This is a genomic window from Falsochrobactrum ovis (assembly GCF_003259955.1).
Lineage (GTDB): Bacteria > Pseudomonadota > Alphaproteobacteria > Rhizobiales > Rhizobiaceae > Brucella > Brucella ovis_A.
The window spans coordinates 42254-62422 of sequence record NZ_QLMK01000007.1 but is presented as its reverse complement, the minus strand read 5'-3'; the positions used below and the strand labels follow the sequence as shown (position 1 = coordinate 62422).

Below are 20169 nucleotides of genomic sequence, written 5' to 3'. Positions count from 1 at the left end.
CACTAGAAGATGTAACTTTATGGATTATTGAAGCCAAATTATCATTTTATCGCCCTTTAAAGATGGTTGAAGGCGGATAAATAGGCTATTCACCAGCCACATTTTGCCCATCCTGATCCAGATTCTTCCCGAAAAAAGAATTCGGAAAAGATCACCGCCCTTCCCTGTTTAGACTTCTAATCTCAAATGCCCACTCGAAAACGACTCGTTATTCAGTTCACTGGTTATGAAGGCCTGCACCCCAAATCGGTGCGTATTCGCCACGCACAGGCTTTGCGAGACTTCGACCGTCTCTGGAATGCTAAAACCCGTTTGCCGCCCATGCAAGATGAGGCCGATAATCGTGGACATATGAAAATCACGACACAGGGAAATGGCTGGAGTTGCGAAACCGAATTTTGCCAATTCGGAACTGCCGACATATTTGATGATTATGCAGCCCGTTCTACGCCTTTGCGTATGCTGACAGGCTTCCGCTCCTTTATGAATATCCTCTTCACAGGGACCTTATGGCGCTATCTAATAACAAGCTGGCGCTTTGTGATATTTTTCCTTTGGCCGTTCTTGCTGTCTTTGTTGCTCATCCTTATCGCTGGCCTGATAACGCTGGCCCCACAGCTAATGGGCTTTTCCTCGTTGAACCTGCTCTGGTCAGCCTCTCTTGCAGCAGCAGTGGCAATGTTTCTTATTCGCCGTCCGGGCGACAAGATTTTCATGTCCTATCTTCTTGATGATTGGTCCGCAGCCTATGATCGTATCTATCAACGCAATGATAAATTGCTTCAACGGCGCAAAGCATTTGCGCAAGCGTTGAAGGATAAGCTCGAAAATACCGATGCTGATGAAGTGGTTGTAGTTGGGCATAGTCTGGGAACAGTGCCGGCAATTGAAGCGCTTGCCGATATCCAGCGTGAACACCCTCACCTTCTACAAAAACAACCAGTGTCTTTGCTTGCAATTGGCTCTTGCCTGCTCATGATAGCGCTTCATCCGCGTGCTCAGAGCCTGCGCGAAGATGTCCGAGTGGTTTTAAATGAAAGTCCGGTGTTCTGGTCTGAATTTCAGGTGCTCACGGACATAATCCATTTTTACGGCTCAGAGCCCGCTAGAGATCTTAAAATAGCTACGAACAACCCTCCTCTCATCAATCGTATACGCTTCAAAAATGTTCATAGCGCGGGGCGCTACAAACGCTCAAAAGGAAATTTTTTCCTAATGCATTTGCTTTTCCTGCGCGGCGCAGAGAAAAAGAATTTCTACGATTTCTGCATGTTTTTACATGGCCCGTTTTTCTTTCGGGAATTGATGGGTCCCTATAAGGACAAAGCCGCCCCTCTTGACGAAGAAGGACGGCTCATTCAATCCTAAATGCGGATGAAAGTTTAAGCTTCTGGCGGCTGCACAACAGCAATAGTTAGCCAGGTTGCTGTCAGCGCTGGCTTGAGCGAATTTTCAACCTCCAGCGTTACATCATAATGGTTGACCACCCGGCCTGACGGGCGAATGTCAGCATCCGCGAGTTTAAAGCGTGCACGCACACGAGCTCCTGACTTTACCGGCGTCATGAAACGCACTTTGTCGAAGCCATAATTAATACCCATGGTTGCACCTTCGAGCATCGGCAGCGCTTCAAAAGCCAGCGTAGAGAGCAACGATAATGTCAGGAAGCCATGGGCGATGGTTCCGCCAAAAGGGGTTTCTTTGGCGGCGCGTTCCGGGTCGACATGAATAAATTGATGATCGTCGGTCGCATCGGCAAACTGATTAATCATTGCCTGAGTTACCACGCGCCACTCAGAACATCCGACTTCCGTACCAATCGCTTCACGCAACTGGTCAAGCGTAATTGCTTCTTTCATACTCTGAAACTCTCTGCTGAACTGATACTGCTATCTCTAAATGATATTAGAGGTACGGCAAGACTACACTCTATGCTGCTACCAAAATTTCGCGTGCAATATCGTCCCAATTTGCAAATACCTTCTCTGCGCCTTTTGAAAACAGCCGCTCTGCATGGCCTTTGTAGGTATGGCCGCCGCCCGTATAACCAAATGCTGTCATGCCAGCGGCTACGGCACCCTCCACACCAAAGGGCGAATCTTCAATCACCACACAGCGCGCCGGGTCGACGCCCATTTTATCCGCTGCAAATAGAAAAAGATCTGGAGCAGGCTTGCCATGTTTAACCATGCTTGAAGAATAAACCGCATCACCAAAATGATGATCAATACCGGTTTTCTTTAGGCTAAAAGCAATACGCTCCGGTTGCGATGACGATGCGACGCAACGTTTTGCTGTAAGCACATTTAAAAAATCTGCAATCCCCAACGCTGGCTGCAAATGCTCAGCAAAAAGAATTTTTGTCTCAGGCCAGAAATCATCGTCCGCACCCTTGGGCAAACTGTGTCCGGTTGCTTCTTCGATCATGCGGATGATGTCCGCCTGTTTCATTCCGATACCGGACGCCACCAGCCCTTCTGGCAAGAAAATACCATGATTGGCATAAACTTTTTCAAAAGCGCGGCAAGATAGTGGTTCACTATCGACAAGAACGCCGTCACAATCGAAAATGATCAGATCGAAAGAATTATTATTGGACATTACAGCTCCGGTAGGGTGCATATTTTGTCGCGCAGTTTTGGGATGCACGACGACAAGGCTTCATATAGACACTGTTTGTCCATAACGCACTATTATCGATAAAGCGTGACAAAATTATCGCCTTCATAGGCGTAAGGTTTTTGCGGAGATATCAATGACCACAAATGTTGCCCTGGTTGGCCTTGCTCGCGATCTAGCTGCACGAGCAGAAACCGGCAAACCAATTCGAATTGGCCTTATTGGCTCTGGCGAAATGGGCACAGATATCGTCACGCAGGTTGCTCGCATGCCCGGCATCGAAGTCGGCGCGCTCTCTGCCCTGCGGCTACAAAATACATTCAACGCCGTTCGCACCGCTTATGGAAATGATGACAGAGCTCAGGAAGCCAACACTGAATCCGCAATGACCAGCGCCATTGAAAACGGCAAAATTGCTGTAACTGGTGATAATGATCTGATTCTGTCAAACCCACTGATTGATGTGGTGATTGATGCCACAGGAATCCCGGAAGTGGGCGCACAAACCGGCATCAAGGCTATTGAGAACGGCAAACATCTCGTGATGATGAATGTCGAAGCAGATGTAACCATCGGTCCCTATCTGAAAGCACAGGCCGATAAACAAGGCGTGGTTTATTCACTTGGTGCCGGTGATGAACCCTCTTCCTGCATGGAGTTGATCGAGTTTGTCTCAGCTCTTGGTTATGAGGTGGTCTCCGCCGGTAAGGGCAAAAACAACCCGCTCAATTTTGATGCAATTCCTGATGATTATCAGGAAGAAGCCGATCGACGAAACATGAATGTACGCCTACTGGTCGAGTTTGTGGATGGCTCTAAAACCATGGTGGAAATGGCCGCGATCGCCAATGCAACCGGGCTGGTGCCTGATATTGCGGGTATGCATGGCCCCCGGGCTACCATTGACGAACTCAGCAGCATCCTCGTGCCACGTGAGGATGGCGGCGTGCTGTCAAAAACTGGCGTGGTCGACTATTCCATCGGTAAAGGCGTATCGCCAGGCGTTTTCGTGGTCGCGAAAGTCGATCATCCCCGTATCAATGAGCGGCTGGAAGATCTCAAAATCGGTAAAGGCCCGTATTTTACTTTCCATCGCCCATATCACCTCACCTCGCTTGAAGTGCCGCTTACCGTTGCGCGTGTAGCGCTTTACGGAAAGACCGATATGGTGCCCCTCCCCAAGCCAGTGGCTGAAGTTTGCGCTGTCGCGAAGAAAGATCTGCACCCTGGGGAACGCCTCGATGCAATCGGTCAATATTGCTATCGTTCATGGGTTATGACTGTAACGGACGCGCGGGCGGCGAAAGCAATTCCGTGCGGACTTCTGCAAAACGGCACCGTGACTTCCTTTATTAAAAAAGGCGAGCTTATCACCTACGCTAATGCGTCTCCGCAGCCCGGCTCAAAAATCGCTGAATTGCGTGCGCTTCAGGATAAGATGATATACGGATAATTGCATTCAGTTATAAAAGGCGGGTTGAACCCGCCTTTTGTTAATGATCCAGCGCTTTTACGATAGTCTCAACCATCTTTTTAGCATCTGCAAAAAGCATCATCGTATTGTCGCGGAAAAACAATTCATTTTCCACACCTGCATAGCCCGATCCCATTCCCCGTTTGATGAACAGAACGGTACCCGCCCTATCAACATCAAGGATGGGCATGCCAAAGATTGGAGATTGCGGATCGGTCTTTGCCGCCGGATTGGTTACGTCATTCGCACCAATTACGAATGCAACATCAGCCGTCGCAAATTCTGAATTAATAGTCAGTTGCGGCGGCCATCAGCTCGGCCGCATGACCATCCAAACATCCACCCAAATCGTGCAGACGAGCTCTATCCGATTAAAGGATGAACCAGGCAGCAACACATACAAGCACGAAAACTATAGCTGCCGAAATAAATCCGCCAACAAAAAATCCAAACGCCATGGCAATAAGCAGTGCAATGAGCGTGATCGTTGACCACTTCACCAAAATCGTGAAGCCAGAATAAGTTTTCTCGTGCTCCGGATAATCCATAGGAGCGCCCAGCTCAGCAGGAGCCGTATTAGTGTGTTCAGCCATTTTTAGTTCCACCCATTTTGATCTTTATTCTATACTTAGACAAAAGAGCTGCAACGTTCAATCTCTGATCAAGTGCCCTCCGTGATCTGCTCTTTCCTTGGATCCTTCTTTTGGAACTCTAAATAAGTGAGACTTTTAAAGCTCCACTAGGCGCCAAGCCCGGTATATTTCGCTGTGGGCAAGATCGTTAGCGGCAGAGCTTCATGCCGCATATTGCTGAACATCGCCCGTCGCTCGTGCGGTTGAGACTTGAAAAACGGAAAACGAATCGCAACCGCGTCTCGAATACTGCGGATTGGCGCTGCACCTAGACCGACCTTAATGCCATATCCTTCATGCTCTCGAGCTTCCGCCACCATATTGGTGCCGAAAATGCGCTTATAGAAAGCCATATGCTCAGGCTTCACCGATGCCAGACATTGATCAGCATCGAAATATTCCGATGCCATGGCTGCGATCCGCAGGGTCACATAGGGAGTGGCAGGATATTCGCGCAGAAGCTCGGGGTCGGCAGCAAAACGCGTAGGATCGATAAAACTCATCCCACTATTAAGTAACGGGTCCAGAATATCACGGAACAAAGCATAGCTCGTACCTCGACGGTGATCGGGAGTGATATAATGGATGCGCAAAGTGCTTACCAATTGTCCATCAATGTAGATCCCATAGACAAAAGCGTGACTATCGCGATCAATATCGTCGATAATCATCGGCACTTCCGATTCATCCATCACATTGCGCGTACGATAGGAGCGATAGCGCAACCGACCAATTGTTTCCAAATCCTCCATATGGACGACACGTCGGTATTCTACCCGGTCCAGAAATTGCAGGAGCTGCCGCGCAAAATTGGATAGCGGTGGCCTCTCATTCGAGCCGGCTTCATCACTCATTTATATTTATTCCGCACCTTGAAAACCTGGCGCAGGATAGGCGCCTTTATAAGCCTGTAAAGATATTAAGTTTGCTTTTAAGCGACTTCCCCAAATTAGTCGTATATACGTCAAAAACCTATCCCTGTTTCAAGCTCTAACCCATCTATCGAAGTGATCCGAAAAGCCTCGGTTTGCGCGACCATCCGGATTAAAGACGCCTCTTTTTAAGAGCGACCTTTAGCACTCGCTTTCTTCATACGTCGATTTTTTTGAAATACTATGCGACTCGCAGTGTTAGCCTTGCCGCGCCAAATGTCGCATGCCCGTTAAACGGATATTTTCGGCTGGCATGGGCCTGCCCATCAGAAAACCCTGAACAAGATCCGCGCCCGCCGCAACCCGAATCAAAGCTAGCTGCTCTTCTGTCTCCACCCCCTCAACAGTCACGCCAAGCCCCAATTCATGCGAAAGCTGGGTAACGCCACGAAGCAACATAAGTGACCTTCGATCCTGGGTAATATCCTGCACAAAAGAACGATCGATCTTGATTTTCGTCAGGGGCAAACTGTTGAGATAGCTCAAGCTTGAATAGCCAGTCCCAAAATCATCCAGCGCGATATTAATCCCTGCGCTTTTCAAACGCTCAAGCACGAGCGATGCCTGATATTGATCGGATATAATAGCGCTCTCCGTCACTTCAACTTCCAAACGTCGGGGTTGAAGGCCGGACTTCTCCAATGCACCGGTGATGTCGTTTACAAGATCTTGATTCTTCAGATCAATGGCCGAAAGATTAACTGACACGCCAACACGATCTTCCCAGCTATTGCAGTCGCTACATGCCTGCTCCAATACAAAGCGCGTAATTCTCGAAATAACGCCGATCTCTTCCGCCAAGGGAATGAATTCAGTCGGAGAAACCGATCCCAATTCTGCATGATCCCATCGAGCTAGAGCCTCGTAAGCCACTACACGCAACGATTGGGCACTCATAATCGGCTGATAGACAACCTTAATTTCACTTCTGTCGATTGCCTGGCGCAGGTCCGCCTTTAGCTTCTGCCGGCTCCGATATATCGTTTCCATCGTGCTGGCAAACAATGCCCATTGGGTGCCCTGTTCGCTCTTTGCTTGATAGAGCGCGAGATCTGCATTGACATGCATAACGCTGATATCGCACTGGTCTATACCCGCCGTAGCCACGCCAGCGCTAATATCGATATGGACCTGATCCCCATCGAGCTCATAAAGCCCGGTCGTCACCGCTATAATTTTTTCAACGACAGCGGCCACCTCTTCAACACTAAGAAGATTGAAAACGAACACCACAAATTCATCGCCACCAAAGCGTGAAGAAACATAACGTTGCGGATCAAGCGTACTCAACCGTTCGGCAAAAAGCCGTAACAGTGCGTCTCCGGCATAATGCCCAAGTGTATCGTTGACATGTTTGAAATGATTAATGTCAATAACGATGAGGGCGGCGATTGTATTTGACGGTTGATGAGCACGAATCGAACGAACCATCACTTCAAAATAGTTGCGGTTCGGAAGCCCGGTCAGTCCGTCATATCGCGCTAATTGCTGAATGCGCGCCTCCGCCTCGACACGTTGGGTGACATCCTCAAACATCACCACCGCGCCCGCATCGGACGTCATATTGCCGATACATTCAATATAACGCTCATTAGCGAGCTGAAAAATATCGCGCTTTTTGCTACCATTGATGAGATCGTGCATGCGTGCACTGATATTGGCCAGATCATTATGCGGGAAAACCCCACTTTTCACACAATATCGCAGCAAAACATCAAGCTTACGCCCTCTTAGCCGTGTTCCGCGATCAGTTTTAAGCAACACTCTCAACTGATTATTGACGACCGCAATTCGATGCTCAGCGTCAAACATAAGTAGACCTTGCGGCATATGATTGAGCGCTGCGTCAAATCGTGCGGCAACGGTGGACAGCCGCCGCTCTCCCATGACCGCTGCAAAAAGAAATTCGCGCAGGCCATTCGCCATTTGAATATTGGAAAGAAAATAAGGAACGAGCAGAAGCCCAATCACCATGTGAAATGGCGTGCCCGCAAGTATAAGGCCGGCTAACACCGGAACCAACGTACAGGCTGACATCAAAAAAACGGCTTTAGCAGAAGCGTAATTTCGACCAACGATTGAAACAACTGATGCCAAAAGAACAGTAAGGCTAACCAGCTCGGCGAAAGAATCCCGCAAGATATAACTTGAATAAAAGCACATCATGCCAAGGGTCGCGCAAACACCTGATGCCCCGACCAGATAACGCGCTTCCCAACGATCCAATTCTGCTTGACTAAGATCGCTATATTTTATTCGGTCAAAACAGCACATGTCGTAAAATCGCCCTAACATTAGAACGATGAAAACACATGCAAATCCTAGAAAATGTGCGTTTTGAGTTTTGGCATAGAGAACAACGCATGCCACAACATGCGCAAGCACACCAAACCATAACGTTGTACGGTTGCCATAAAGCGCACGTAAGAATGATAGCCGTACGTCCGCTGGCATCTCAGGTTTCATGCGTCGCCACATATTGATATTTTACCCCCTCCCAAGGGGAACATGCCACTAATGTTTTAAAAATACCTTTCATAGCTAAAAACCACAAGCCATTATATTCACTATATAAATACAAATTGGCGGGCTCCCAAACCTATATTGACCCGTGAGCTGAACTATCAAGAAATCACAAGCTAATTAAATGTCATTTAGGGTCGGATTCGAAATATCCACGTTAGCCCCAACAAACGGACGACTTAAATCGATTTGCTTGGTCCAATGAACATTTGACCATGCATGATATGGAATAAAAAAAAATGGGTTAAATCTTGTGGCCGCCGTCAATAGTTATGACGCTACCGGTCATATAACGGCTTGCGTCCGATGCGAGCAGCAATATCGCTCCATCCAAATCACGCATTTCGCCAAAACGCCGCATGGGATTGCATCCTTTGATATATCCACCGGCCGGACCATCAAGTTGGTCTCGGTTTAAGCGTGTTGGAAACCAGCCAGGTGATATCGCATTTACCCGAATATTATGGGGCGCCCATTCCATAGCTAGGCATCGCGTCATCTGCGACACACATGCCTTCGACATGGCGTAGGCCGCTGTTCCCTTCTGTGGTCGCTCAGCCAAAATACTCGTCAAATTTATGATTGCCCCGCCTTGCTTGCGTTCAATCATCCGCCGTGCGGCTTCCTGTGCCACGAAGAAAGAACCCGCAACATTCACATCGAAAATATGGGTGAATATATCCCGCGACGTATCCAGCGCCCTCGCCATACTCGCAACACCGGCATTATTAAACAATGTCGTAATAGGCCCCAAGCGCCGTTCTGCTTCATCAAACGCTTTAGCAACTTCATCGTCTTGGGTGATATCAGCGATAATTTCCAGAACTTCGCCCCCTGATGGGCAAGTGCTTTCGCTTTCATTGCTTCTGGAAATCGAGACAACACGGGCACCGTGACCGGCGAGCAGTTGCACCATATGCTGGCCCAGCCCCGAAGAACCTCCTGTCACCGCGATAGTTTTATCGCGAACAGAAAATAGCTGATCGTCAGGCATATATCTCTCCCAGTCAGATTTTATACTCTCCTAGTTTATGATTGCCCGAAATTGAACCGTAAATAGTGGGAAAAAACATTCGATCCGCATCAATACACAGTTCATATCGAAGAATATCTGGAGATTCCGGAAATCCGTTCCGATTTCACGCACCTTAGGGTAAAACAACCATTAAACATCGGATGCTTTATATTATGAAAAAACAATCATTCCCGCTCATCGCTGTGTCCACCGACGTGAAGCCCTTAGAAAACTACAATTGGCATGCAGCACCCGACCAATATCTGTTAGCTTCGATCGAATTTGCCGAGGTAGTACCGCTTTTGGTCCCCTCGCTTAATAAAATCGATCTCGACACCGTGTTAAACAGCGTCGACGGTCTCTTAGTCACCGGCTCAAAATCAAATGTGAACCCGGAACTTTATGGCGTTACTCCCAATGCGGCTTATGAACCTTATGATCACGACCGCGACGCGACATCCATTCCGCTGATCCGAAAAGCGATTGAAAAAGGCATTCCCCTATTGGCAATCTGTCGCGGCCTTCAGGAGCTCAATGTTGCTCTGGGTGGAACGCTCGCAACTGAAATCCAGAATCTGGATGGGCGCCTCGACCATCGCGCTCCACAATCTGATAGCCAGGACGAACGTTTCGCCCTCGCGCATAATGTCAAGATCGCAGCTGGATCATGTTTGGCCGACATTTTAGGAAAAGACGAGATAAAGGTAAATTCTGTCCACCGTCAGGCTATCGATAATCCCGCGCCCGATTTGTCGATAGAAGCTGTTGCGGAGGATGGGACCATCGAGGCCGTTTCAGTCAAAAACGCTAAGGGCTTTGTCGTCGGCGTGCAGTGGCATCCGGAATATTGGATCCGAACAGATGCTCCCTCACAGAAAATTTTCAGAGCCTTTGGAGATGCAGTGCGCCAGCATCGTGCCGAACGCACTGCCTGAAAATTACTTCGCTTTTACATGCTCGGTTTCGGGGACTGGCGTCAAAGCCACCCCTTTATCGAACCACGAAATTAGATTGTCGATCACCAGATCGGCCATACCCTGACGCGTTTTCTGCGAGGCCGAGCCGACATGCGGCAGCAACACCGTGTTTGGTGCATCGAGCAAAGCCTGCGGCACGTGCGGTTCATTGGCAAATACGTCGAGACCAGCGGCCGCAATAGTCCCATTATTCAGCGCATCCACCAACGCATCTTCGTCCACCACACTGCCGCGACCAATATTGATCAACACGCCATCCGAACCAAGCGCCTGCAAGACTTCTGCATTGACTGCTTTGGTGGTTTCCGCACCGCCCGGAGCAACCAGAATAAGCGTGTCTACCGCTTTGGCCAGTTCCAGCAGGCTTGGATAATAATCATAATTCACATCTTCAGCCTTGCGGCGATTATGATAAGAAATGGGAAGTCCGAATGCTTCGATCCGGTGCGCAATCGTCTTGCCAATGCGTCCCAATCCAAAAATCCCAACCTTACGTCCACGCAGCGAAAGCCTCGAAAGCGGATAATTACCTTCCTTTTCCCAGCGCCCTTCGCGCAAATAGGCTTGCGCTTTCGACAATTCCCGCACCGTATCAATCAGCAGACCCATAGCGGTATCGGCTACTTCTTCTGTCAAAACGTCCGGCGTATTGGTGACCATAATGTTGCGTGTGCCAGCATGTTTTGCATCTACCGCATCATAGCCGACACCAAAATTTCCAATGATTTCAAGGTTAGGCAACGCATCAATCAGCACCGCATCCACTTTCGACATGCTGGCAATACCGCGAATATCCTGAGCCCACCCTGCCTCGACCAGCGCTACATCGCCGCGAGCAATACGCTTTATTGGAAACTCTCCCGAAAGCCTACTCACGGCATAATCGTTAAAATTGCCGAGCACGAGTATCGTCGCTGCGCGTTTATTCATGGTACTTTTCCCTCAATAGGCCATTAGTCTAAGGACAGGGCGAAACCTATCCCACTTGTTATAATTATTCAGAATTTCGGTTTGGAAGTGGATTGCCGAATGTGAAGCTCTGGCTTGATCAATTCCTGCGTGGTTGACACTTCAACACCATTGAGCTGATCCAGCAAAGCCCTTGCAGCCCGCCGCCCCACTTCACGCTGGCCATTCCACACCGTTGTCAAAGCTGGTGTCGCAATCGCGGCTTCCTCAAGGTCGTCATAGCCCGTTACAGAAATATCCTCACCGGGAATAAGCCCTGCGCGGGCTATACCGTTCATAAGCCCAATCGCGGTTAGATCATTCCAACAAACAGCAGCTGTAGGCTTGTCTTTTAATGCTAGAAACTGCGGCGCAACTTCAAAGCCACCCTGCTTGGTGCGCGGCCCCGGCAGCCGCCATTCCGGCTTAACTTCAAGCCCGGCTTTTGCCATTGCTTGCACATAGCCCTCATAGCGATCGCGCCCGGTTGAAGTCTGATCAGTACCACCGACCATCGCAATCCGGGTATGCCCCAAAGAAATAAGATGATTGGTTGCAAGTCCGATCCCATAGGCATCATCGCCCCGGAAAACGGGCGCTTGCACGCCCTCGACACGGCGCGCGATCAACACCATCGGCAGACCATTATCCTGCGCTAATTTGATGTCTTCAAGCGGAGTTCCGATAGCTGGCGAGATGATCACCCCATCGGCGCCAAGCTGCAAAAGCGTATCCATAAAGGTCCGCTGCTTTTCCAGCTGGTCATAATGGTTAGACAGGATGAAAGTTTGGCGTGAACGATCCAGCTCTGTTTCAATAGAGCGAAGTATCTCCGCAAAAAATGGGTTCATAATATCGTGTACGACGACCCCGACAATACCTGAGCGTGACGTGCGCAAGCTCGCCGCGCGACGATTATAAATATAACCGATAGCTCTGGCATGTTCTTTGATCTTCTCGCGGGTCTGATCCGCTACAAGAGGGCTATCGCGGAGTGCCAATGAAACGGTGGCTGTTGAAACACCAAGCGCATCCGCTATGGTTGAAAGCTTGATTTTCTGAGCCAATTCGCCTCCCCTAAGAGATCTTGCCTTCACTGCGCAAGTGTTGCCGGGCAAACAAGGAACCGTCCGATAACCTTGCAACGGTTATGCCACCCCGATTGTTGAAATGGAAGGATTTTCATCAAGCTTAACGTTGAAACCACTGAGGATGTTGGTCTTCCACAGTTTCCTGAGCCGAGACATCATCATCTAGCCGCGCTAACACGCTTAGTAGCAACCCGCCCTCCGACGCAAGCGGCAATATGATTGCACCTTGCGCGCTTTAAGCGTCGATTCCAGCAATCGTGTCGTTAATAAGGTCAGGCTAGTCGTGGAACAGACTGCAATCGATACGGAACAATTGTCTTATGAACTTACTCATAGCCACTTGCTATCCTCATTATACGGTATAGACGGATTGAAAGAAGATCGTTGCCCAGCTTGCTAAGCGATTAAGACCATAAGTTGTTGGAGAAATTCATGACCGATCTGCACGACCAGAACCGCGACATGATAGTAGTTCTGCCACTAGGGGCTCACGAGCAACACGGTCCGCATTTACCTTTCGAAACCGACACTATCATCGCCGAAGGCATTGCCCAGCGCATAAGCGAGGCCCTCCCTTCCGACCTCAATGTGAATTTTCTACCCGCCCAGCCAATCGGCTATTCGATCGAACATATGGATGTGGATGGTACGCGCAGCCTGGCCTTTTCGGAGGCAATTAATCAATGGATCGGCATTGGAGAAAACCTTCATGCAGGCGGGATTCGAAAGCTGGTCATGCTCAATGCGCATGGTGGAAATTCACCCTTAATGACCATAGTAGCTACAGAATTGCGCGCTCGGCTAAATATGCTCGCAGTTGCCACCAGTTGGACCCGGTTCGGCCTTCCCGAAGGTCTCATTTCTGATGAGGCAAAGAAACTCGACATTCATGGCGGCTTTATCGAAACCTCTGTGATGCTCGCTTTACGCCCCGATCTGGTTGATATGTCGAAAGCGCGCAATTTCACCAATGCGCAATCTGCTCTCGCCGAAGAGTTTAAGCATTTGCGCGCCTACGGTCCGCATGCGTTCGGGTGGAAAATGCTTGATCTCAACCACATGGGCGTCGCCGGTGATGCAAGTCTCGCCACCGCGGAAGCTGGTGAAAAAATATTGGCTCACGCAACAGCAGGCTTTATCGAATTGCTCTATGATGTGGACCGGTTCGACCTGACGCGTTTTAATTTATCATCATTGCCAGGATCGTGATCATCTGCTCTGTAATAATATAGCATTGCATATGGCAATCGACTTGCGCTTCCCTTATATGGATTACCGATCAGAGCCTCGGTCCTGCGCTTTGTGCCAATATTCCGAGGCGACAAATTCAAGAGGCGTTGCACCATGAGCCAAGCTGAGGCCCAAACTGAAGCTACGGCGACCACAGAAGCTGGCCGCATTCCCGTTACCGTTTTGACCGGCTATCTCGGGTCAGGAAAAACCACCCTGCTCAATCGTATGCTGACGGAAAATCACGGCAAGCGATACGCTGTAATCGTCAATGAATTTGGCGAAATCGGTATAGATAATGATCTCATTGTCGAATCCGACGAAGAAATCTATGAAATGAACAATGGCTGCATTTGCTGCACCGTGCGCGGTGATCTCATCCGCGTGGTCGAAGGGCTGATGCGCCGCCCCGGTCGTTTTGACGCCATCGTGGTCGAAACAACCGGGCTTGCCGATCCGGTTCCCGTCGCACAGACTTTTTTCATGGATGATGATGTCCGCGCAAAAACTGCTCTTGATGCAGTTGTTGCCCTTGTCGACGCAAAACATCTGCCACTGCGCCTGAAAGACAGCCGCGAGGCAGAAGATCAGATCGCATTTGCCGACGTGGTGCTGATTAACAAAACAGATCTGGTCAATGCTGAGGAGCTCGCGGCCGTTGAAGCCACAGTGCGCGCTATCAATCCGCATGCGATCATCCATCGCACGCAGCGCGCGTCCATTTCGCTCGACAAAGTTCTTGATCGCGGTGCTTTTGATCTGAAACGCGCTCTGGAGAACGATCCGCATTTTCTTGATCACGACGATCCCGATCATGTGTGCGGCCCCGATTGCGATCATGACCACCATCACCACCACGGCCATGACGACCATCATCACCATGATCATGAGCACGTGTGCGGACCGGATTGTGATCACGAGCATCACCACCACGCCTCCGCCATCCATGATATTACGGTTACGTCGGTTTCATTGCGCGCAAACGAAATTGATCCGGAGAAATTCTTTCCTTGGATTCAGAATCTCACCCAGACGCAGGGGCCAAATATTTTGCGCCTCAAAGGCATCATCGCGTTCAAAGACGATCCCGAGCGTTACGTTGTTCAAGGCGTGCATATGATCATCGAAGGAGATCATCAGCGTCCATGGAAGCCTGAAGAAAAGCGCGAAAGCCGCCTGGTCTTTATTGGCCGTGAGCTGGATGCTACCGCTCTTCGTGCCGAATTTGAAAACTGCCAAGCATAATAATTGGACCGACATGCCCACGATCGCCCCGCTGGACCTTGACGGTCATTGTATTCTTGCTCGCTTTATCGGCGGCATTCCGTTCTTCGCTCAGGCCGATGGATCAATCCACCGGCTCGATAATGGACATAAGTCTGAAACCGTTCACGACGGGCTTCTAAGCGCGGCACTGACTGCTGACGGCAAAGCTCTCATAACCGGTGGCGAAGATGGCCGCATTTGCCAGACCGACAAGCAAGGCACGGCCACCGAACTTGCCACGATTGGCCGCAAATGGATAACAACGGTCGCAGCTGGTCCTGCCGGTACGATCGCATTCGGATCGGGCCGTTCGGCCTGGGTGCGTACCTCCAATGGAGATATGCAAGAGTTTCAGCAACAACGCAGCGTCGAAGGTCTTGCATTCGCGCCAAAAGGCCAGCGCCTTGCTATAGCGCGCTACAATGGAGCGACGCTTATCTGGACGGGTACCCAAGCAAAGCCGACTGAATTGGAATGGAAGGGCGCTCATATCGACGTGATATTCTCGCCCGATGGTCGCTTTCTCATCACTTCGATGCAGGAAAATGCGCTTCACGGCTGGCGTTTGGAAGACACACGCCACATGCGAATGACGGGCTATCCGGCGAAAGTCAAAGATTGGTCCTGGAGTTTTAAAGGCAAGTGGCTTGCCACTTCCGGCGCTCCCGCTGCAATTGTCTGGCCATTTTCAAGCAAGGATGGCCCAATGGGCAAAGCACCGCTTGAACTGGGCTTGCGCGGTGACAGTATGGTGACTGCCGTGGCCTGCCACCCGCTCGAAGAGCTTGTAGCCATTGGCTATAATGATGGCATGATCCTTCTGGTCCGTTTTGCTGATCAGAAAGAAGTCCTCTTACGCCGCCCCGGCAAGGGCGCAATTTCTACCATGGGTTGGGACGATCACGGCAACCGGCTCGCATTCGGTTCAGAAACGGGCGATTGCGGCATAGTCGATCTTACTAGTTAACGCCTCAAGGTACCGGCCGCACCGGTGCCTTGCAAACCTCAATCTGCATTCATCGAAACAGCCCCTGGACCGTCAGCGCCCAGCGATGCCACCCAGTGGCGGATTGCTGAAACATCCTTGTCCCCCAGCATATGATCGGCATCAATCGTCTGCGCAACCACTTTTGCACCACTCGTGCGAAGCAAGCTCGACAGCGCTGGCGCAAACGGCGAATAAAGCTTGTCTGCTGCGCCAGTAAGCGTCAGGACACGTGTTTTCCCCAGATCGGCCGTCGGCGTATTGTCCAAAACCGGCATTGAGCGCATCAAAACAGCGCGTTTGACCATGTCGGGATGCAAAAGCATGGTGGCAGCAAGAAGATTAGCACCATTAGAATAGCCCACAAATGTCGCATGCGACAGATCGAGTTCTTTCTGCTCGGCCAGACGGGTTATGAAGGTCACGAAAGCATTCGCTTCCAGCCTTACATCTTTCTGATCAAATTTGACTGGCGTGATACGCTTATACCAACGGGTTCCACCGTCTTGCATCACCCGGCCACGAATACCGAGCAAATTGGCGCGCGGCCAAACTTTTGATGCCAGCGGCACGAGACTTGATTCATCGCCGCCCGAACCGTGCATTAAAACAATAAGCTCGTTAGACGCGTTCTGTGGCGTATAGAAACGATAAACAAACCGTCGGCTTCGCGAGAAGTTTTCAGCGGCCGTGGGTTCATCAGCGGTGTTTTTATCTTGCATCGTAACCCCCTCACCCGGTCGGGGAGCACCTGTTTCGTTTTTGATGGAACCGGTAATGCCGTTTCTAACCGATCCCTGCGGCGCTTTCTCAAGGTTAAAGGTCGCCATGCGCTGCGTGTCTGCCTGAGCAAAACCCATGGTAGTTGCAAACACCAACATAGTGGCGGCTATAAACGACTTCTTTACCATAACTTCAATCTGCCAGTGAGATATTAATGAAGGCTTGAGAGCAGCGATTTTTGGAGATCAATTCTGCAGAGCGCATGCGATGCAATTGGTGTTTAATCTGACGGATTGAGCTAAAATGTGACGAAATCACGAAAAATTACCTCAGGTAACATTATTGTTATAACCTGCATCGCCACTTATAGTGATCTTATATTGGCGAGCAATTTGACCATCCTTTTGTCGCCTTCTGCTGTCAGGCTCGCAAAATACGGTTCTTATCGGGGTTATGATCATGCAGCATTTTAAGCCCAGCCGCCTTTCAAGCGCATATCTGTCCTATAGCGAGATAACGCCTAAATCTGTTTATGTTCGACGGCGCGAATTCCTAGTGGGAATGGGAGCTTTAACAGCGAGCGCTATGGCAACAAAAGCCTATAGCGAGGAGCTACAAGCGGCACCATCTGCCTATAAGACGGACGAACCGCTTACGCCCAAACAGGCAATCACCACCTTTAATAATTTTTATGAGTTTGGCACGGGCAAAGAGGACCCTTCGGCCAACTCTGGGAATTTCAAGCCACTTCCTTGGCGTCTGACAATTGACGGGTTGGTCAAAGAGCCTAAGGAATTTGATTTTTCGGAACTGATTGACAAAATGCCCCTCGAAGAGCGCATTTATCGCATGCGCTGCGTGGAAGGATGGTCGATGGTGATTCCGTGGATCGGCTTTCCGCTTGCTAGCCTGCTGGCCGAGGTCGAACCACTCGGATCAGCAAAATATATTGCCTTTACTGGCGTGGTGCGTCCGGAAGAGATGCCCGGCCAAAGAGGACTTTTTCAAGTCTTAAACTGGCCCTACATTGAGGGCCTGCGCCTTGATGAGGCAATGCATCCGCTGACTATTCTTTCCGTCGGACTATATGGCGAAACGCTACCTAACGCTAATGGAGCACCAATCCGGCTTGTCGTCCCGTGGAAATATGGCTTCAAAGGTATCAAGTCGATCACCAAGATCAGCTTTGTTGAAAAACAGCCGCCCACTTCCTGGCAACAACAAGCACCCAATGAATATGGGTTCTACGCCAACGTTAACCCGCATGTAGACCATCCACGATGGAGCCAAGCAAGCGAACGCCGGATTGGCGAAGATAGCTTTTTCAATTCCGGACGCCGACCTACTTTGCTCTTTAATGGATATGCTGAAGAAGTTGCTTCCCTTTATGCTGGCATGGATTTGAAGCAATATTACTGATGCCAACCGTCACCGCCTCTAAGGGAAAACGGAACACACGTCGCCATGCGTGGAAAATCTGGGCACTTTACGCGCTCGGTTTCGTTCCTGCGGGCGTCGCATTTTATCAAGGTGCGACGGGAGGCCTTGGCGCAGATCCAGTTAAAAGCTTCGAACATCTTTTAGGAATCTGGGCTTTACGTTTTTTGATCTTAACCCTGCTCATCACACCTTTGCGCCAGATCGGCAACTTCAATCTCGTTCGATACCGGCGTGCACTGGGTCTTTTAGCATTTTACTATGCGCTGATGCATTTTGCAGCCTATATGCTGCTTGATCAGGCGCTAGATTTCCCTGCAATAATGCAAGACATCACCCGGCGACCATTCATCACTATTGGTATGGTAAGCCTCGCGCTGCTCATTCCCCTGGCGCTCACATCGAACAATTGGGCCATCCGCAAACTCGGCAGGCGTTGGTCACGCCTTCATAAACTCGTCTATATAGCCATCGCTGGAGGGGCGCTTCATTTTATCTTATCGACTAAAGGATGGCAGGCGGAGCCAGTAATATACGCATTTATCGTCGCTGCACTTCTTGCTTGGCGCGTTGTTCGTCAGCTTATTCGGCGATGATACCACTGCCGACATATCCTTAATGCTTGCGCGTGTTTTTTTGCTCCCAATCTAAAATTCCGACCTTACCCGGTTTAATTCTGTATATAATCAGTCATCACATTTTATTGCCCGGCAATTCATGGCAGTATCACCATGTTTTGCGCATATAAGCAGCTCGCGGCACATACGGATTGTCTATGTCTATTTTGAAATCAAGAACTGCCCGCATTGCTGGGAAATTTCTGTTCATATTATTCACTGTGATCTTTGCCGTCTGGGCAAGTTTGGCCATGTGGTTTCAATTACCATTTGGAGATGCCGTGCGCGCTTCCGTGGTCGGAGCATGGCTGTTATTCATCACTTGGGTAATCCAGAGCCAGCGCCATATGAGCTGCCGAATGAGCAGAATTTTATTTCTTGCGGTCGCAGCAATACTTCTGATTTGGTGGTCGACTATCCAACCCTCCCTCAGCCGTATCTGGGCACCGGAAGTATCCCGCACTGTTCAAGGCAAAATCGATGGAGATTTTGTCACCTTATCAAATGTTCGCGATTTCGAATGGACGACAACAGACAGTTACAAAGCGCATTGGAAAGAAGAGACCTACGATTTAACAAAACTCACGACTGTTGACACTTTCCTTTCCTATTGGGCCGGCCCCTCTATCGCTCACACGCTTGTTTCCTTTGGCTTCGAAGATGGACGCCATGTTGTATTTTCAGGCGAAATCCGAAAAGAGCACCACGAAGAATTTTCTTCCATTGGCGGCTTTTTTCGTGAATTCGAACTTGCAATGATCGCAGCAGAAGAACGCGATATAATTTTTCTGCGCACTAATGTGCGCGAAGAAGACGTCTTCCGCTATCGTATCGATATTTCGCCGGAAGCTGCGCGCGAATTATTCATCTCTTATGTTGAGCTTGGCAACGAACTGGCGGCCAATCCAAAATTTTACAATACGCTTTCCGCCAATTGCACCACCATAATCTATAAAATGGCTCGAGTGCTCGATCCCACCTTTCCCTTTGATTATAGGGTCGTGCTCTCAGGCTATTTGCCGGGTTATCTCTACGATCATGACTGGCTTGACCAGAGCGAACCGCTTGAGCAATTGCGCAAAGAAGCTTCAATCAATCAAAAGGCCCAAGCCGGAGGTCGCGAAAACTATTCTGAACGGATAAGGAATTAAAATATAAAAACCCCGGAAATCCGGGGTTCTCGTAAATTTGGCCGGCTATTAGTCGATAGCAGCAGTGATGATTATTTCCACTTTATATTCTGGCGTTGCAAGCTTGGCTTCGCCTGTAGCGCGTGCCGGCGTATGAGCCGGGTCAACCCATGCATCCCAAACAGCGTTCATTTCAGCAAAATCATTCATGTCTGAAAGCCAGATAATCGCTTGAAGAATTTTGGTTTTGTCTGATCCCACTTCAGCAAGCAGACGGTCCACTTCCGCCAAAATGTCCTTGGTCTGATCCGTGACGCTGGCGCCTGCAGTTCCAACCTGACCGGCAAGATAAACAGTATTGCCGTGAATAACTGCCTGGCTCATACGCGGGCCAACTCCGATACGACGAATGCTCATAAGTTCTCCTCATAAAATCTGCAAACTTGCGTCCGCACATAAAACTATGCGCATTCTTATGTAAGAACCACCCTGCTTTGGCAATGGCAGGACTGTGTAACCAGCTTTTTTGGAAGCTTTGCTAGCATTGACTCTTTTTATAGCTGCGCTTAT

General features: G+C 49.7%; 19 protein-coding genes and 1 pseudogene. 9 read left to right on the top strand and 11 right to left on the bottom strand.

The annotated features are described in order from the left end of the window. Nucleotides 1-186: 186 nt before the first annotated feature. Nucleotides 187-1368, top strand: a complete 1182-nt coding sequence (locus C7374_RS10130; RefSeq protein WP_111575508.1) for an alpha/beta hydrolase — start codon at nucleotides 187-189, stop codon at nucleotides 1366-1368. A gap of 14 nt (nucleotides 1369-1382) precedes the next feature. On the opposite strand, the gene C7374_RS10125 is transcribed toward C7374_RS10130, so the two are convergent. Beyond that, complete coding sequence (locus tag C7374_RS10125; RefSeq protein WP_111575507.1) at nucleotides 1383-1859, bottom strand: MaoC family dehydratase; 477 nt, start codon at nucleotides 1857-1859, stop codon at nucleotides 1383-1385. A gap of 70 nt (nucleotides 1860-1929) precedes the next feature. Further along, nucleotides 1930-2601 carry an HAD family hydrolase gene (locus C7374_RS10120; protein ID WP_111575506.1) on the bottom strand — a complete coding sequence of 224 codons (672 nt, stop codon included), beginning with the start codon at nucleotides 2599-2601 and terminating at the stop codon, nucleotides 1930-1932. Between the two features lie 154 nt (nucleotides 2602-2755). Between C7374_RS10120 and C7374_RS10115 the strand changes: the two genes are divergently transcribed. Beyond that, nucleotides 2756-4072, top strand: coding sequence for a 1-deoxy-D-ribulose 5-phosphate reductoisomerase (locus C7374_RS10115; RefSeq protein ID WP_111575505.1), 1317 nt, complete (start codon nucleotides 2756-2758; stop codon nucleotides 4070-4072). Between the two features lie 40 nt (nucleotides 4073-4112). Here C7374_RS10115 and C7374_RS10110 read toward each other — a convergent pair. From C7374_RS10110 to C7374_RS10090, 5 genes and pseudogenes are all read right to left on the bottom strand, one after another. Beyond that, nucleotides 4113-4385: pseudogene (locus tag C7374_RS10110) on the bottom strand (NAD(P)(+) transhydrogenase (Re/Si-specific) subunit beta); the annotation flags it as partial. 79 nt (nucleotides 4386-4464) lie between these two features. Then, complete coding sequence (locus C7374_RS10105) at nucleotides 4465-4686, bottom strand: aa3-type cytochrome c oxidase subunit IV (RefSeq protein ID WP_111575504.1); 222 nt, start codon at nucleotides 4684-4686, stop codon at nucleotides 4465-4467. Nucleotides 4687-4832: 146 nt separating this feature from the next. After that, the gene (locus C7374_RS10100; protein WP_111575503.1) at nucleotides 4833-5579 is read right to left on the bottom strand and encodes an N-acyl amino acid synthase FeeM domain-containing protein; all 747 of its coding nucleotides are present in this window, start codon (nucleotides 5577-5579) and stop codon (nucleotides 4833-4835) included. Between the two features lie 276 nt (nucleotides 5580-5855). Next, entirely contained in the window at nucleotides 5856-8135 is a 2280-nt protein-coding gene (locus tag C7374_RS10095; protein WP_111575502.1) for a putative bifunctional diguanylate cyclase/phosphodiesterase, read from the bottom strand. 289 nt (nucleotides 8136-8424) lie between these two features. Then, complete coding sequence (locus C7374_RS10090) at nucleotides 8425-9174, bottom strand: SDR family NAD(P)-dependent oxidoreductase (RefSeq protein ID WP_111575501.1); 750 nt, start codon at nucleotides 9172-9174, stop codon at nucleotides 8425-8427. Nucleotides 9175-9368: 194 nt separating this feature from the next. On the opposite strand from C7374_RS10090, the gene C7374_RS10085 reads away from it, so the two are divergent. Beyond that, a complete protein-coding gene (locus tag C7374_RS10085) occupies nucleotides 9369-10130 on the top strand; it encodes a gamma-glutamyl-gamma-aminobutyrate hydrolase family protein (protein ID WP_111575500.1) in 762 nt (253 codons plus the stop codon). A 3-nt stretch (nucleotides 10131-10133) separates the two neighbouring features. On the opposite strand, the gene C7374_RS10080 is transcribed toward C7374_RS10085, so the two are convergent. Further along, nucleotides 10134-11102, bottom strand: a complete 969-nt coding sequence (locus C7374_RS10080) for a 2-hydroxyacid dehydrogenase (RefSeq protein ID WP_111575499.1) — start codon at nucleotides 11100-11102, stop codon at nucleotides 10134-10136. Nucleotides 11103-11170: 68 nt separating this feature from the next. Further along, nucleotides 11171-12187 carry a LacI family DNA-binding transcriptional regulator gene (locus C7374_RS10075; protein WP_111575498.1) on the bottom strand — a complete coding sequence of 339 codons (1017 nt, stop codon included), beginning with the start codon at nucleotides 12185-12187 and terminating at the stop codon, nucleotides 11171-11173. Nucleotides 12188-12643: 456 nt separating this feature from the next. On the opposite strand from C7374_RS10075, the gene C7374_RS10070 reads away from it, so the two are divergent. The 3 genes from C7374_RS10070 (at nucleotide 12644) to C7374_RS10060 (ending at nucleotide 15674) form a co-directional block, all read left to right on the top strand. Continuing rightward, on the top strand, nucleotides 12644-13420 hold the full coding sequence (locus tag C7374_RS10070) for a creatininase family protein (RefSeq protein ID WP_111575497.1): 777 nt from the start codon (nucleotides 12644-12646) through the stop codon (nucleotides 13418-13420). A 135-nt stretch (nucleotides 13421-13555) separates the two neighbouring features. Next, entirely contained in the window at nucleotides 13556-14686 is a 1131-nt protein-coding gene (locus C7374_RS10065) for a CobW family GTP-binding protein (protein ID WP_111575496.1), read from the top strand. 13 nt (nucleotides 14687-14699) lie between these two features. Further along, nucleotides 14700-15674: a WD40 repeat domain-containing protein gene (locus C7374_RS10060; RefSeq protein WP_111575495.1), complete on the top strand. Its 975-nt coding sequence runs from the start codon at nucleotides 14700-14702 to the stop codon at nucleotides 15672-15674. Nucleotides 15675-15712: 38 nt separating this feature from the next. Here the strand turns inward: C7374_RS10060 and C7374_RS10055 are convergent, their stop codons facing one another. Beyond that, the gene (locus C7374_RS10055) at nucleotides 15713-16603 is read right to left on the bottom strand and encodes an alpha/beta hydrolase (RefSeq protein ID WP_111575494.1); all 891 of its coding nucleotides are present in this window, start codon (nucleotides 16601-16603) and stop codon (nucleotides 15713-15715) included. Nucleotides 16604-16874: 271 nt separating this feature from the next. Between C7374_RS10055 and msrP the strand changes: the two genes are divergently transcribed. From msrP to C7374_RS10040, 3 genes are all read left to right on the top strand, one after another. Next, the gene (gene msrP, locus C7374_RS10050; RefSeq protein ID WP_111575548.1) at nucleotides 16875-17834 is read left to right on the top strand and encodes a protein-methionine-sulfoxide reductase catalytic subunit MsrP; all 960 of its coding nucleotides are present in this window, start codon (nucleotides 16875-16877) and stop codon (nucleotides 17832-17834) included. Next, nucleotides 17834-18448, top strand: a complete 615-nt coding sequence (gene msrQ, locus C7374_RS10045) for a protein-methionine-sulfoxide reductase heme-binding subunit MsrQ (RefSeq protein ID WP_111575493.1) — start codon at nucleotides 17834-17836, stop codon at nucleotides 18446-18448. Before msrP ends, msrQ begins: the two co-directional genes overlap by 1 nt. Nucleotides 18449-18627: 179 nt before the next feature. Further along, complete coding sequence (locus C7374_RS10040; protein ID WP_170130237.1) at nucleotides 18628-19620, top strand: Lnb N-terminal periplasmic domain-containing protein; 993 nt, start codon at nucleotides 18628-18630, stop codon at nucleotides 19618-19620. A gap of 48 nt (nucleotides 19621-19668) precedes the next feature. On the opposite strand, the gene C7374_RS10035 is transcribed toward C7374_RS10040, so the two are convergent. Beyond that, nucleotides 19669-20016 carry a RidA family protein gene (locus tag C7374_RS10035; RefSeq protein WP_111575491.1) on the bottom strand — a complete coding sequence of 116 codons (348 nt, stop codon included), beginning with the start codon at nucleotides 20014-20016 and terminating at the stop codon, nucleotides 19669-19671. Nucleotides 20017-20169 lie beyond the last annotated feature (153 nt).

Bases quoted from the DNA above. Each gene is read 5' to 3' on its own strand.
- C7374_RS10080 (WP_111575499.1), bottom strand. From the start codon at position 11,102: ATGAATAAACGCGCAGCGACGATACTCGTGCTCGGCAATTTTAACGAT.
- C7374_RS10035 (WP_111575491.1), bottom strand. From the start codon at position 20,016: ATGAGCATTCGTCGTATCGGAGTTGGCCCGCGTATGAGCCAGGCAGTT.
- C7374_RS10090 (WP_111575501.1), bottom strand. From the start codon at position 9,174: ATGCCTGACGATCAGCTATTTTCTGTTCGCGATAAAACTATCGCGGTG.
- C7374_RS10065 (WP_111575496.1), top strand. From the start codon at position 13,556: ATGAGCCAAGCTGAGGCCCAAACTGAAGCTACGGCGACCACAGAAGCT.
- C7374_RS10040 (WP_170130237.1), top strand. From the start codon at position 18,628: ATGTCTATTTTGAAATCAAGAACTGCCCGCATTGCTGGGAAATTTCTG.
- C7374_RS10095 (WP_111575502.1), bottom strand. From the start codon at position 8,135: ATGTGGCGACGCATGAAACCTGAGATGCCAGCGGACGTACGGCTATCA.
- C7374_RS10105 (WP_111575504.1), bottom strand. From the start codon at position 4,686: ATGGCTGAACACACTAATACGGCTCCTGCTGAGCTGGGCGCTCCTATG.
- C7374_RS10100 (WP_111575503.1), bottom strand. From the start codon at position 5,579: ATGAGTGATGAAGCCGGCTCGAATGAGAGGCCACCGCTATCCAATTTT.
- C7374_RS10055 (WP_111575494.1), bottom strand. From the start codon at position 16,603: ATGGTAAAGAAGTCGTTTATAGCCGCCACTATGTTGGTGTTTGCAACT.
- C7374_RS10060 (WP_111575495.1), top strand. From the start codon at position 14,700: ATGCCCACGATCGCCCCGCTGGACCTTGACGGTCATTGTATTCTTGCT.
- C7374_RS10125 (WP_111575507.1), bottom strand. From the start codon at position 1,859: ATGAAAGAAGCAATTACGCTTGACCAGTTGCGTGAAGCGATTGGTACG.
- C7374_RS10070 (WP_111575497.1), top strand. From the start codon at position 12,644: ATGACCGATCTGCACGACCAGAACCGCGACATGATAGTAGTTCTGCCA.
- C7374_RS10085 (WP_111575500.1), top strand. From the start codon at position 9,369: ATGAAAAAACAATCATTCCCGCTCATCGCTGTGTCCACCGACGTGAAG.
- msrQ (WP_111575493.1), top strand. From the start codon at position 17,834: ATGCCAACCGTCACCGCCTCTAAGGGAAAACGGAACACACGTCGCCAT.
- msrP (WP_111575548.1), top strand. From the start codon at position 16,875: ATGCAGCATTTTAAGCCCAGCCGCCTTTCAAGCGCATATCTGTCCTAT.
- C7374_RS10115 (WP_111575505.1), top strand. From the start codon at position 2,756: ATGACCACAAATGTTGCCCTGGTTGGCCTTGCTCGCGATCTAGCTGCA.
- C7374_RS10130 (WP_111575508.1), top strand. From the start codon at position 187: ATGCCCACTCGAAAACGACTCGTTATTCAGTTCACTGGTTATGAAGGC.
- C7374_RS10120 (WP_111575506.1), bottom strand. From the start codon at position 2,601: ATGTCCAATAATAATTCTTTCGATCTGATCATTTTCGATTGTGACGGC.